The sequence below is a fragment of the Streptomyces fuscichromogenes genome, assembly GCF_014645815.1.
GTDB classification, from domain to species: Bacteria; Actinomycetota; Actinomycetes; order Streptomycetales; family Streptomycetaceae; genus Streptomyces; species Streptomyces fuscichromogenes.
The window spans coordinates 177980-191031 of sequence record NZ_BMML01000009.1; the positions used below are offsets into that span (position 1 = coordinate 177980).

A 13052-nucleotide genomic window follows, 5' to 3' on the forward strand; every position below is an offset into this window, starting at 1 on the left:
ACGCGGTGGCCGATCTGGGACATCCCGGGCCGGGACTTCGCGCAGTGCGGGCCGTTTTTCCACGCCGGGGTGGCGTCGGGCGGCGGTCGTGTCCCGATACAGGGATGACCGACGCAACCGCAGCGACGACCCTTCCTGCCGTCTCGGCGCGCGACCGCACCACCTGGGCGGAACTCTTCTTCGACCTGGTCCTCGCGTTCGGCGTGAGCCAGGTCGCCCACCCGGTGGCCGCGCACCCGAGCTGGGCGGTGCTGGGGAAGTGCCTGCTCGTACTGGTCCCGCTCTGGTGGGCCTGGGTGGACGTGGTCATGGCGATGAACGCCGTGCACGAGACCAACCTCCAGCGCGTGTTCCTGCTGCTCACCGCGCTCGCCGTCTACGGCATGGCGGTGGCCGCCCCGCTCGCCCTGGCCGACCGGGAGGCGGCCCTGCTGTACTCCGGAAGCTATCTCGCCCTGCGCCTGCTGATCGGGGAGGCGATCCGCAAGGAGTGCGCCCTCTACACCATCCATCCCTACCGGGCCGGACTCGCCTTCGCCCTGGTCCTGTTCGCCTTCGCCTCCGTACCGGCGCCCTGGCGCGAGGTCTGCTGGGCCTGCGCCGTCGTCGCCGAGATCGCGGCGCCCGTCGTCCTCAGCGGCCATCTGCGCCAACTGGCCTTCGGCGTCAACCACCTGCCCGAACGCTTCGGCCTGTTCGTCATGATCGCCCTCGGCGAGAACGTCTTCGCCGTTGGCGCCGGAGCCACCCACGGCCCGCTCGCCCCGGCCGAACTGACCGCCCTCGTCCTCGCCTTCCTGGTCGGCTGCGCCCTGTGGTGGCTCTACTTCCACCTGGTGGCCTCGGCCGTCGCGCACGCCCTGCGCACCCATCCGACCCCGTCCGTCGTCGTCCGCGACGTGCTCAGCTACGGCCATCTGGTGCTGGTCGTCGGCCTGTTGCTGGTCTCCGTCGGCGCCACCCGCACCGTGCGTTCCCCGCTGCACACCCCGGACGGGCTGAGCGCCGCCCTGCTGCCGTCCGGCGCCGCCCTCTTCATGCTGGCGTTCTGCTACACCCGGCGCCGCATGTTCGGCGCCGCGTCCGCCACCCGGTTCTACGGCGGCATCGCCCTGCTGGCCCTCGCCCTGTCGGCCTGGCGGCTGCCCGGCGTGGCCACCCTCGCCGGTACGACCGTACTGCTCCTGCTGGTCAACGCCGCGGAGCACTGGCTGATCAGCTCCGGACGGCAGGTACCGCTGATCCTGCGCAACCGGGCGTTCGGGACGGTCTGACGACGACCTGACGTAGTAGGCCGACGGATCTGGGGCAGTGCCGGACACCCTCCCGGGGCGGCCACGGCGGGACGCGGAGCGTTCCTAGGTTCGCCGTATGGAACTTTCCGGCTCCCGCCTTTCCGGCACCGACGAGGAAGTGGAGGTGGCATGATGCCGTCGCGCGGCGCCCTACCGGGCCTGCTCTCCCTGTCGCTGGGCTACTTCAGCCTGGGGACGATCTCGCTGGCGGTCGTCGGCCTGAACGGTCCGATCGGCGACGACCTGCATGTCCAGCCGGCCACGGTGGGCATCCTGGTCACCGTCTTCGCGCTGACCTTCGCGGTCTGCGCGCCCACCGCCCCCATCCTGCTGCGCCGGTGGAACCGCAAGCGGGTGCTGCTCGTGGGCATCGGCCTGCTCACCGTCGGCGCGGCCCTCGGCGCCGTCGCGCCGAACTACGGCTTCCTCACCGTCACCCGGGTGCTCGGCGCGATGGGCGCCGCCGTCTTCGGTCCCGGCGCCTCGGCGGCCGGAGCGCTGATCGTGCCGGCCGAGCGCCGGCAGCGGGCGCTGGCCACGGTGTTCGGCGGCATGACGGCCGCCGCGGTGCTCGGCGTACCGCTCGCCTCGTTCCTCGGCGGCACACTGGGCTGGCGGCCGGCCCTGCTCGGGGTGGCCGCGCTGTCGGCGCTCGCCTTCGTCGCGGTGCTGCTGTTCGTCCCCGAGATCCCGTCCGGCGAACCGCCGACCGCCCGCGCCTACCGCGAGGCGATGCGCACGCCGGCCACCGCCGCCACGGTCACCACGACCCTGCTGTTCATGGCCGCCCAGTTCACCGTCTACGGCATCGCGGGCGCCTATCTGAAGGACCGCTTCGGCGCGTCCTCCGGGCTGATCTCGCTGACGCTGCTCGCCTTCGGCGTCATCGGGGTGGCGGGCAACGCCTGCGCGCCGCGGATCGCCGAGCGGCTGGGCGGCGGGCGCACGGTGAGCGTCGCGGTGCTCGGGCTCGCGCTGGGCTTCGCGCTGCTGCTGGTGGCTCCGCACTCCACGGCCGGGGTCGCCTTCTTCGCGTTCTGGGCGTTCTTCAGCCAGATGTACCAGGCGCCGCAGCAGGCCCGGCTGGTGGAGCTGGTGCCGCTGCAGCCGGGGCTGATCCTCGCGCTGAACGCCGCGGCGCTGTACCTGGGGATGAGCCTCGGCAGCTTCATCGGCAGCAGCCTGCTGCCGGACCTGGGCGCCGGGCCGATTCCGTGGGCGGCCCTGGGGGTGCTCGTGCTGGCGGGGCTTGCCCATCTGTCCTCGGTCCGGCAGGTCGCCTCGGCGGCGGCCGGTGCGGATCGGTCGGCGACCACTCCCGTGCGTACCGGTTAGGCGGCCGGTCGGTCGGTCGTCGTCTGCGGCGCCGTCGTGGCTGGTCGCGCAGTTCCCCGCGCCCCTTTCAGGGGCGCCATCCCTCAAGTCAGTTCAAGGAGAACCCATGAGCAGCCACCAGGTGAACTTCGTCCGGGAGTACATCGAGACCGTCTGGAACCAGGGGCGGACCGAGCTGGCCGACAAGTACCTGGCCGAGGACCTCATCCAGCACAACCCGAACCTGCCCGACGGGCGGGCCCCGCTGGTCGAGTTCGTGGACGGCTTCCACAAGCAGTTCCCGCGGGCCCGGTTCGAGATCCGGCGCGCGGCCGGTTCGGGAGACCTGGTCTTCCTGCACACCCGCTTCCGCGGCGACCCGGACGACCGCGGCATGGTCGTCGTGGAGGTCTTCCGGATCGACGAGGGACTGATCGTCGAGCACTGGGACGTCCGCGACGAGATCCCGGAGACCACCGTCAGCGGACACGAGGTCGTCTGACCGCCCCGTCCGCCGGCTCCCCTCTGCCGTCCGGGAGGCTCCGCGCCTCCCGGGCGGCAGTCGTTTTCCCAGCCCGAGATTCCCAGGATCCAGGAGACACCTGTGACACGACAGCAGCCAGACCGGCGGCCGGCCGCCGGGCTCACCCGGCGCGGACTCCTCGGCTCGGCGGCCGCCGCCGGGGCCGGCGCGGCCCTTCTCCCCACCCCCGCCGGTGCCGCGGAGAGAGCGGCCGGTGCCCCCGCCGCGGTCACCGTCGACGCGTCCGACGCCCGCTATCTCGATCTCACCTCGCGCGGCTACAACGCGAGATTCACCGCCGCCCCCGACTCCGTGCGGCTCGTGCACAGCACCGAACAGGTGGTGGCCGTCGTCCAGGAGGCCGTGCGCGACGGCAGACGCATCGGGGTGCGCGGCGGCGGGCACTGCCTCGACGGGCTCGTCGACGACCCGGACGTACGGATACTCGTCGACATGTCCGAGATGGACGCGGTCCGCCACGACCCCGCCCGCCGGGCCTTCCTCGTCGAGGGCGGCGCCACCCTCGGCCATGTCTACCGGACCCTCTACCTGGAGTGGGGGGTGGCGCTGCCGGGCGGCACCTGCCCGACCGTCGGCGTCGGCGGGCATGTCACCGGCGGCGGGTACGGCGCCATGTGCCGGCAGCACGGCGCGGTCGTGGACCACCTGTACGCCGTCGAGGTGGTGACCGTGGACGCGTCCGGCACCGCCCGCGCGGTGGTCGCCACCCGGGAGCCGGACGACCCGCACCGCGAGCTGTGGTGGGCGCACACCGGCGGGGGCGGCGGCACCTACGGCATCGTCACCCGCTACTGGTTCCGCTCCCCGGACGCCACCGGCACCGACCCGGCCGCCCTGCTGCCCCGGCCCCCGAAGACGCTCCTGAAGTCCACGGTCAGCATCAAGTGGAGCGACCTCACGGAAGCCGCCTTCACCGCCCTCGTCGCGGACCACGGCGCCTGGCACGCCCGCAACAGCGTGGCCGGCTCCGCCTACGACAGCCTGCACAGCGTGCTCATCCTCTACAACCGGGTGCAGGGCGCCGTGGTGCTCAACACCCAGATCGACGGGACCCTGCCGGACGCCGCCGCGCTCCTCGACGGGTACGTCACGGCGGTGGCCGGCGGCATCGGGGCGCCGTACACCGAGGTCCGCTCTTCCTGGCCCTGGATGAAGACCACCCTCAAGGACCCCTACGACACCGGCCTGTACAACCGCACCAAGTCCAAGGGCGCCTACCTGCGCAGGGGCTGGTCCGCCGGGCAGGCCGCGACGCTGTACGGGTACCTCTCCGACGCCGGTTACGACGGACACGCCGGGATCCTGCTCTACTCCTACGGCGGCAAGGTCAACACCGTCCCGTCCGCGACCACCGCGCTGGCCCAGCGGGACTCGGTCCTGAAGGCCAACTTCACCACGTACTGGCCGGACGCCGCCTCCGACGACCGGCACGTCACCTGGATGCGGAACCTCTACCGGGACCTGTACACCGCCACCGGCGGGGTGCCCGCGCCCGACGACACCAACGACGGTTCGTACATCAACTACCCGGACACCGACCTCGCCGACCCGGCCTGGAACACCTCGGGGGTGTCCTGGCAGAGCCTCTACTTCAAGGGCAACCTCCCGCGGTTGCAGGCCGTGAAAGCCAACTGGGACCCGCACAACGTCTTCCACCACCGGCTGTCCGTCACAGCGGACTGAGAGCTCGGTCGCACCGTGGCATGAACGAGCCCCCGCCTCGCTACGGTGAGGCGGGGGCTCGTCCGGTTCGGGATCAGCCGAAGCTGGCCGGGAAGGCCACCCCGGTCAGCGACTCGCTGAGTTCGCGCAGCCGGGCGCGGGACGCGTCGTCGTACGCCTGGGCGCCCGCGCGGGCCCGCGTCGAGCGGTTGAAGTAGACGCCCGTGACGTCGTCCAGCTTCGGGTCGGTGATCATCCGCAGCGTGTTGCGCATGCCGTCCGCGACCGTGCTCTGCGGGGTGAACAGGTTCACCACCATCTTGGTCGGCATGTACGACGCCGGGTGCAGCGCGTTGGCCGTCACCCCGGTGCCCGCCAGCCGTTCGGCCAGGTCGAAGGTGAGCGAGATCTGGGCGAGCTTGGCCTGGCAGTAGGCCTGCACCCCGTCCCAGTTGCGCTCCAGCATCACGTCCCGGAAGTTGATCGGGGCCTGGCCCGCGGAGCTGACGTTGATGATCCGGGCCGGTGCCGAGGCCACCAGCAGCGGGGCGAGCCGGCAGCTGAGGATGTAGGCCGCCAGGTAGTCGACCTGGAAGGTGAGCTCCAGCCCGTCCTGGCTCTCCTGGCGGGCCAGTTCGACCCCGATGCCCGCGTTGTTCACCAGCACGTCCAGCCGGTCGTGCGTGGTGAGGATCCGCTCGGCGAGTTTGCCGATGTCCTCCAGGGAGGAGAAGTCGGCCAGTTCGTAGCTGAGCCGGCCGGTGGCGCCGGCCGCGCGCAGCTCGGCCAGCAGGTCCGCGCCCTTGGCCGCGCTGCGGCCGTGCAGGATCAGCGACGCGCCCTGCGCGGCGAGTTCACGGGCGACCGCGCGGCCGAGACCGTCGGTGGCGCCGGTGATGAGGATGGTCTGCTCGGGAACGGCCTTCATGTGGGGAACTCTCCTGTCAGGCGTACGTTGCCAGTTCTTCGGTGGACTGGTCGGTGTATCCCTGGCTGACCTCCACCACGATGCCGTCCGGGTCGGACACCCACACCGTCTTCCAGCCGGGGATGAACTCGTCGAAGGCCAGCGGTCCGAGCGTCGGCTCCAGTTCGCCCCCGGCGGCGGCGAGGAACGCGTCCACGTCGTCGACCTGGAAGGCGAGGTGCCGGGCGGTGCCGGGGCTGGCCGGGCCGTCCTTCGCGGCCGGGAAGAGCGGGTCCGCGTCGGTCGCGAACAGCTCCAGGTACACGGGGCCGTTGCGCAGGAACACCACGCGGGCGCCGTCGGCCTCCACCACCCGGGCCCGGCGGAAGCCGAAGTGCCGGCTGTAGAAGTCCTCGGTGGCCTTCTGGTCACGGCAGTTGAGGCCCACGTGCGCCCAGCGCAGGCCGTTCGGGGCGGCGGTCGTCATGGCCGTCACTTCCCGGTGACCGGGGCGAACGGCACGGTGTCGTGCACGTTCGTCATGTACGTGATCAGCCCGCCCCGGACCCGGAAGTAGTTGCACACCACGGCCTCGACCGTGATGCCGTCCGGGGTGCGGGCGGTGATGTCGGAGACCACCGCGGCCTGCTCGCCGTCCACCACGACCAGGCGCGGGACGTTGGCGAAGGAGGCGTACATCTGAGGGAAGCCCTTCATCATCTCGCGGAGCGTCTCGCGTCCCTCGACATGCCCGGCCAGCTGCTCGTCCATGGTCTGGTCGATCGCGAACAGGTCGCACCAGGCGTCCCAGTCGCCCTCGTTGGCCAGCCGGTAGTACGTGTCGACCACTTCTCGGGTGCTCATGCGCCCGTCCTTTCCTGCATGCCTGTGATGGGGGTCAGGGGAGGGGCACGCCCAGCTGGCGCATCAGGCCCGTGGTGTCGGCCTGCACCCAGCGCTCGACGACCTTGCCGTCCTCCAGGCGGTAGACCTCCAGGCTGGTCCAGGACACCTCCCTGCCGGTCGGCTCCTGGCCGAAGAACGGCGCGATGTGCCGGCCGTGGAACGTGATGTGCATGATCACCCGGTCGGGGGCGGCCGGGTACAGGGCGTCGAGGTGCACCTTCATGTCCAGCGCGTCGTGCGCGCCCTTGATGATCACCTTGAGCTCGTCGAGGCTCTCGACGCTCCAGGCCGGGTTGTTGTCCTTGAAGGTGGGCCCGAACAGCTCGTCGAGGTCGTCGTAGCGGCGCTCGTTGACCGCGTCGCTGACCTGCCGGACCACGGTGTAGTTCAGGTCGTCCGAGGAGAGCTGGGCGCGCAGGCCGAACAGGTCGTCCTGGGCCCAGCGCTCGGCGAACAGGCCGTTCTCGGCCCGCCAGATCTCGGTCGTGGACCACTCGACCTTACGGCCGGTGGCCGGGAAGCCGAGCACGTCGCCGAGGTGGGTGCCGGTGAGCTTCACCCGGGTGACGATCCGGTCCTCGCCGAGCGGCACCCCCTCCTCCAGCTCGCCCTTGAGGTCGAGCGACTCGTGGGCGCCGCGCACCGCCTCCAGGTAGGAGTCGATGCCGGTGATGTCGAAGCCGGGGTGGTGGTCGGTGAAGTCCGGGCTGAGCACGGCGCGGACCCCCTGGAGGTCGCCGGCGTTCAGCGCGTCCAGGAAGCGCCCGTAGAGCTTCTGGATCTCCTGCTGGTCACGGGTGGACATGGTGCATCCCCTCGGTCGGTCGGGCGGCGGACGGAAGCGGCTGGGAGCTGCCGAGGGCGAACGCCGCCGCGCGCTCGCCGATCATCACGCTGGGTGCGTGGGTGTTGCCGGCCACGATGGACGGCATGACGGAGGCGTCGGCGACCCTGAGGCCCTGGATGCCGTGGACGCGCAGCTCGGGGTCGGTGACCGCGTCCGGGCCCGTGCCCATCCGGCAGGTGCCGGCCGGGTGCCACAGGGTGGTGGCGTTGGCGGCGACGTAGTCGCGCAGCTCGGCGGGGCCCGACACGTCCTTGCCGGGGCCCAGTTCGTCGCCGCGGAAGGCGTCGAGGGCGCGGGTGGCGGCGAGTTCGCGGGCCAGTTCGACCCCGTACACCAGCACGTCCAGGTCGGCGGCCGAGGTGAGGTAGCCGGCGCTGATCACCGCGTTGGACTCGGGGTCGGCGTCGCGCAGCCGGACCCGGCCCCGGCTGTGCGGGAGCACGGCGATCGGCGCGAAGGTGAGGCCGGGTCCCTCCCACTGCCCGTCCGGCGCGCCGGCGGGCAGGAACTTGACCGGGCCGAAGGTGAACTGCAGGTCGGGCGGGCCGTCCGGGTCGGCGGCCGGGGTGTGGGTGAACAGCCCGGCCTCGGAGAGCAGCGCGCCGGGCGGGTGCTCCTGGAGGGACTGGTAGCAGACCGGGGTGAAGAGGTGGTCCTGGAGCCCGGCGCCCACGCCCGGCAGGTCGCGCACGCAGTGGATGCCGTGCGCCCTGAGGTGGTCGGCCGGGCCGATCCCGGACAGCATCAGGAGCTTCGGCGTCTCGAACGCGCCCGCGGAGACGATGACTTCGCGGTCGGCGCGGATGCGGGCGGGGGCGCCGCCCTGGACGTACTCGACGCCGGTGACCCGGTCCCCGTCGAGCAGCAGCCGGGTGGTCCGGGCGCCGGTCAGCACGGTCAGGTTGGGGCGGTCCAGGGCCGGGCGCAGATAGGCGTCGGCGGCGCTGCACCGCCCGCCCGCGTCGTCGCGGTTGGTCTGGTAGAGGAAACCGAACCCGTCCTGCCGGGCGCCGTTGTAGTCGCCGTCGCTCGCCGCGTCGTGGCCGAGTTCACCGGCCGCCGCCACGAAGGCGGACGCCAGCGGGGACGGGTGGTCCAACTGCCGTACCCGGACCGGGCCGTCGGCACCGCGCAGCTCGGAGCCGCCGCCGGAGTAGCTCTCGGCGCGCCGGAAGTAGGGCAGGACCTCGTCGTACGACCAGCCGCTCGCGCCCTCGGTGACCCAGCGGTCGTAGTCGTGGCGGCTGCCGCGCACCCACATCAGGGCGTTGACGGAACTGCACCCGCCGAGGACCTTGCCGCGGGCCACCGGGATCCGGCGGCCGGCCATGCCGGCCTCGGGTTCGGTCTCGTAGCCCCAGTCGATCTCGCCGCGCCAGTCGGCGGTGAGCAGGGAGAGGACCGAGGCGGCGTCGGCGTGGTGGATCTCGGGACGTTCGTCCGGGCCGCCGGCCTCCAGCAGGATCACGGTCACGGACGGGTCCGCGCTGAGCCGGGCGGCGACGGCGCAGCCGGCGGAACCCGCGCCGACCACCACGTAGTCGGCGCCCTGTGGCACCGGGGAAGTCGGATTCGACGGCATGTCAGCCTCCAAACGGTGACGGGGTCAGAGGGCGGCCGGCTCGCCGACCTGGTAGTCGACGATCACCGGGGCGGCGCCCGGCGCGGGGCGTTCGAGCCGCCACTGCTGGTTGATCCGGAACGAGGACACGGAGCCGTCGGCGGTCGACTTGGCCGTCCACACGACGGTCAGGTCGATACCGGTCCGGGTGCCGTCCTCCTGGTGGACGAGCTTCTCCACGGTGTGGTCCTGCTCGCTGTAGGCCTCGCCGACGGCCGCGTACCAGTCGACGAAGTCCGCGTGGCTGTGCAGGGTGCGCTCCGGGAAGGCCATCTCCAGGCCCTCGTCGGCGACGAGGGGCAACAGCTCCGCGACCGGGGCGTGCACGTTGAGCAGGCCGAACCAGCGCTGCACGAACTCCTCGATCTCCCGGTCGGAGCCGGTCTGTTCGGTGGACATGGGTGTCTCCGCTCATCGGGGTCCCGCCCCCGGGAACCGGGAGCGATACGCGTCCGATGACCCCACACCCCGGCCGCCCCGCGCGTCCCCGCGCCCGAACCCCGGGCGCACTGTGCGAAGTCGCTGTTCAGGCTCGGGCAACTCGCCCGCCGGGACGGCCGTACCGTCCGGTAGCGATGCTCCCGCAGGCCTTGGCCACAACATGCCGTAGTGCATTCGGCCACTTGGGCATGTGCCGTGAGCACGGGCGGCGGCGATGGTCCGGACGAAGTGCCCCGCCGTAGACAGGAATCCGCCACTTGGCACCGTCCCGCCGATCCGGGAGGAATCCCATGAGCAGGCGCATCCTCGTCGTCCTGTCCGAACACGGTTACTGGGGCGAGGAGTTGATAGGCCCCCTGGAGACCTTCGACCAGGCCGGCTACCACGTCACCTTCGCCACCCCCACCGGCAAGCGGCCCAACGCGCTGCCGCCGAGCATGGACCCGGAGTACGTCGACCCGCCGCTCGGCCGGTCCGTCACCACGCCCGAGATGGCGGCCAAGGTGCGGGCCGTCGAGGAGTCGGACCGGCTCGACAACCCCCTCGACCTGGCGTCCTGGCTGCCCGACCGGCCCTACCGCTCCCGGCCGTACTTCCTGCGCGACTGGGAGGCCTACCACAGCCGCCTGGAGCAGATCCGCCGGCAGATCGCCGACCGCTACGACGCCCTGCTGATCGTCGGCGGCAGCGGACCCATCGTCGACCTCGCCAACAACTGGCGGGTGCACGACCTGATCCTGGCCTTCCGCGCCCTGGACCGGCCGATCGCCGCCGAGTGCTACGGCGTCGCCTGCCTGGCCTTCGCCCGCGAGCAGGAGACCCGCGAGTCCATCATCCGCGGCAAGCACGTCACCGGGCACTGCATCGAGTACGACTACAAGGACGGCACCGGCTTCCTCGGCACCGACTTCGTGATGGGCCCGCCGCCGTACCCGCTGGAGTACATCCTGCGCGACGCCACCGCGCCCGGCGGCGCCTACCACGGCAACTTCGGCAAGGAGACCTCGGTCATCGTCGACTACCCGTTCATCACGGGCCGTTCGACCCCGGACTCCTACCTGACCGGCCAGAAGACCGTCGAGGTCCTCGAACAGGGCCTGCGCCAGTGGGGGTTCAGGACCTCCTGACGTCCTGACATCCGTCCCGCGAAAGGTCCGAGAGGTGACCAGCATGGACAGCAGGCCCGCGCGCGTCGCGCTCCTGGAGCAACTGGAGGCCGAAGGCGTCCGGTACATGTTCGGCAACCCCGGCACGGTCGAGCAGGGGTTCCTCGACGAACTGCGCTCCTTCCCCTCGATCCAGTACATCCTGGCCCTGCAGGAGGCCACGGCCGTCGGCATGGCGGACGGCCACGCCCGCGCCACCCGCACCCCGGCGGTCCTGCAACTCCACTCCGGGGTAGGCCTCGGCAACGGCATCGGCATGCTCTACCAGGCCATGCGCGGCCATGCCCCGATCGTCACCCTGGTCGGCGAGGCCGGGCTGCGGTACGCCGGACTCGACGCCCAGATGGCGGCCGACCTGGTCGGCATGGCGCGGCCGGTCACCAAGTGGGCGACCCGGGTGCTCGACCCCGACTCCACGCTGCGGGTGCTGCGCCGCGCCTTCAAGGTGGCCGGGACCCCGCCGTACGGGCCGGTCCTGGTGGTGCTGCCGGCCGACGTGATGGACGCCGGCACCCGGGAGCCCGTCGTCCCGGTCTGCTACCCGGACACCCGCAGCCGGCCCGCCCCGGACACCGTCGCGCGGGCCGCCGCCCTGCTCGCCGGGGCCCGCCGCCCGCTGATCGTGGCCGGCGACGGCGTGCACTTCGCGGGTGCCCAGCCCGAACTGGCGCGGCTCGCCGAGGTGTGGGGCGCCGACGTGTACGGCGCCGACTGGGCGGAGGTCAACCTCTCCGTGCAACACCCGGCCTACGCGGGCCAGTTGGGGCACATGTTCGGCGAGCAGAGCCGCCGTATCACCGGCGCGGCCGACGGTGTCCTGATCGTCGGCACCTATGCGCTGCCCGAGGTGTTCCCGGCCCTGTACGACGTCTTCGCCGAGGGCACCCCGGTGGTCCACGTGGACCTGGACACCGACGCCATCGCCAAGAACTTCCCCGTGGACCTCGGCATCGTGGCCGACCCGAAGGCCACCCTCGGGCTGCTCGCCGACGCGCTGCGCGGGGAGCTGGGCGAGGAGCGGCGCACCGAGGCGGCCGAGCGGCTGCGGGTACGGGCCGCCGAGCGGGCCGACGCCCTGGCCGGCGCCCGGGAGCGGGACCTGGCCGGGAGCGAGGCACAGGCCCTGCCCACCACCGCCTTCGCCAGGGAACTCGCACGACAGCTCCCCTCCGACGCCCTGCTGTTCGACGAGGCGCTGACCGCGTCCCCGGAGCTCTTCCGCCACCTGCCGCCCACCGTGCCCGGCCAGTGGATGCAGACCCGGGGCGGCTCCCTGGGCGTCGGCATCCCCGGCGCGCTCGGCGCCCAGCTCGCCCACCCCGACCGCACGGTGGTCGCCTTCACCGGCGACGGCGGCTCCATGTACACCTTCCAGGCCCTGTGGACGGCCGTCCGCCACGGCCTGTCCACCAAGTTCGTGATCTGCAACAACGGCAGCTACCGGCTGCTGGAGGACAACATCGAGGAGTACTGGCGGGAGACGGGCATACCGGCTCACGAACAGCCCGGCATGTTCGACCTGTCCCACCCGCCCATCGACTTCACGGGCCTCGCCCGCTCCCTCGGGGTGGCCGCCGTGCGCGTGGAGAAGCCCGGTCAGGCCGAGGACGCGGTGACGCAGGCCCTCGCCCACCACGGGCCGTTCCTCGTCGACCTGGTGACGGCAAAGGGAAAGGGGTGACCGCCGTGCGACTGTCCGGCCACAAGATCGCCGTCCTGATGGAGAGCGACTTCTACGAGCCCGAGATCCTCTACTACCGCTACCGCTTCCCCGAGGAGGGCGCCGAGGTCCACTTCCTGACCCGGCTCTGGGGCAACGAGGCCATGACCTTCCAGGGGCACGAGCACCGCATGCCCTTCGACGTCAACGAGTCCTTCGAGGACCTCGACGAGTTCGCGCTGAAGGAGTACTCGGCGGTGATCGTCCCCTCCGGGATGGTCTCCGACCGCCTGCGCTACACCGACGACCCCCAGGAGCTGCCGCCCGCCGCGCGGTTCCTGCGCCGCGCGTTCGCCGACCCGGCGATCGTCAAGGGCATCATCTGCCACGGCATGTGGCTCGCCGCGCCGATTCCGGGCCTGATGCGCGGACGGCGCGCGGTGGTGCACAACAACCTGCTGGGCGACCTGCGCAACATGGGCGGCGAGTACGTCGACCAGGACGTCGTCGTCCACGACGACCTGGTCACCGGCCGCACCGGCAATCACTGCCACGTGTTCGCCCGCACCATCATCGACCTGCTCGCCGACCGTCAGCCCGCCCAGCCCGCCCAGGCCGCCCAGCCCGACCAGCCCGCCCAGGCCGTTCCGGCCGGGCAGGGCTGACGGGACGCGAACGGGGAGAGGAGC

Annotated in this window: 13 protein-coding genes; 7 read left to right on the forward strand and 6 right to left on the reverse strand. The window is 72.1% G+C overall.

The features are described 5' to 3' along the window. Positions 1 to 104: 104 nt before the first annotated feature. The 4 genes from IEZ11_RS21260 (at position 105) to IEZ11_RS21275 (ending at position 4836) form a co-directional block, all read left to right on the forward strand. Positions 105 to 1274 carry a low temperature requirement protein A gene (locus IEZ11_RS21260; RefSeq protein ID WP_189264406.1) on the forward strand — a complete coding sequence of 390 codons (1170 nt, stop codon included), beginning with the start codon at positions 105 to 107 and terminating at the stop codon, positions 1272 to 1274. 150 nt (positions 1275 to 1424) lie between these two features. After that, on the forward strand, positions 1425 to 2630 hold the full coding sequence (locus IEZ11_RS21265) for an MFS transporter (protein WP_229713244.1): 1206 nt from the start codon (positions 1425 to 1427) through the stop codon (positions 2628 to 2630). A gap of 106 nt (positions 2631 to 2736) precedes the next feature. Then, positions 2737 to 3111, forward strand: coding sequence for a nuclear transport factor 2 family protein (locus IEZ11_RS21270; RefSeq protein ID WP_189264407.1), 375 nt, complete (start codon positions 2737 to 2739; stop codon positions 3109 to 3111). Positions 3112 to 3213: 102 nt separating this feature from the next. Next, positions 3214 to 4836 carry an FAD-binding oxidoreductase gene (locus tag IEZ11_RS21275; RefSeq protein WP_189264408.1) on the forward strand — a complete coding sequence of 541 codons (1623 nt, stop codon included), beginning with the start codon at positions 3214 to 3216 and terminating at the stop codon, positions 4834 to 4836. A gap of 73 nt (positions 4837 to 4909) precedes the next feature. Here the strand turns inward: IEZ11_RS21275 and IEZ11_RS21280 are convergent, their stop codons facing one another. From IEZ11_RS21280 to IEZ11_RS21305, 6 genes are read right to left on the reverse strand one after another with little or no spacing between them, the layout of a single operon-like run. Then, complete coding sequence (locus tag IEZ11_RS21280) at positions 4910 to 5743, reverse strand: SDR family NAD(P)-dependent oxidoreductase (RefSeq protein WP_189264409.1); 834 nt, start codon at positions 5741 to 5743, stop codon at positions 4910 to 4912. A gap of 16 nt (positions 5744 to 5759) precedes the next feature. After that, positions 5760 to 6209 carry a VOC family protein gene (locus tag IEZ11_RS21285; protein WP_189264410.1) on the reverse strand — a complete coding sequence of 150 codons (450 nt, stop codon included), beginning with the start codon at positions 6207 to 6209 and terminating at the stop codon, positions 5760 to 5762. Positions 6210 to 6214: 5 nt separating this feature from the next. Next, positions 6215 to 6586: a nuclear transport factor 2 family protein gene (locus IEZ11_RS21290; protein WP_189264411.1), complete on the reverse strand. Its 372-nt coding sequence runs from the start codon at positions 6584 to 6586 to the stop codon at positions 6215 to 6217. A 34-nt stretch (positions 6587 to 6620) separates the two neighbouring features. Next, positions 6621 to 7433 carry an ester cyclase gene (locus tag IEZ11_RS21295; protein WP_189264412.1) on the reverse strand — a complete coding sequence of 271 codons (813 nt, stop codon included), beginning with the start codon at positions 7431 to 7433 and terminating at the stop codon, positions 6621 to 6623. Next, positions 7420 to 9057, reverse strand: coding sequence for a GMC family oxidoreductase (locus IEZ11_RS21300; protein WP_189264413.1), 1638 nt, complete (start codon positions 9055 to 9057; stop codon positions 7420 to 7422). Before IEZ11_RS21300 ends, IEZ11_RS21295 begins: the two co-directional genes overlap by 14 nt. A gap of 24 nt (positions 9058 to 9081) precedes the next feature. Continuing rightward, positions 9082 to 9495, reverse strand: coding sequence for a hypothetical protein (locus IEZ11_RS21305; protein WP_189264414.1), 414 nt, complete (start codon positions 9493 to 9495; stop codon positions 9082 to 9084). 332 nt (positions 9496 to 9827) lie between these two features. On the opposite strand from IEZ11_RS21305, the gene IEZ11_RS21310 reads away from it, so the two are divergent. The 3 genes from IEZ11_RS21310 to IEZ11_RS21320 are packed head-to-tail and all read left to right on the forward strand — an operon-like array spanning position 9828 to position 13028. Beyond that, entirely contained in the window at positions 9828 to 10664 is an 837-nt protein-coding gene (locus IEZ11_RS21310) for a type 1 glutamine amidotransferase domain-containing protein (RefSeq protein WP_189264415.1), read from the forward strand. Positions 10665 to 10707: 43 nt separating this feature from the next. Then, positions 10708 to 12384, forward strand: coding sequence for a thiamine pyrophosphate-binding protein (locus IEZ11_RS21315; protein WP_189264416.1), 1677 nt, complete (start codon positions 10708 to 10710; stop codon positions 12382 to 12384). A gap of 5 nt (positions 12385 to 12389) precedes the next feature. Further along, positions 12390 to 13028: a DJ-1/PfpI family protein gene (locus IEZ11_RS21320; protein ID WP_189264588.1), complete on the forward strand. Its 639-nt coding sequence runs from the start codon at positions 12390 to 12392 to the stop codon at positions 13026 to 13028. Positions 13029 to 13052 lie beyond the last annotated feature (24 nt).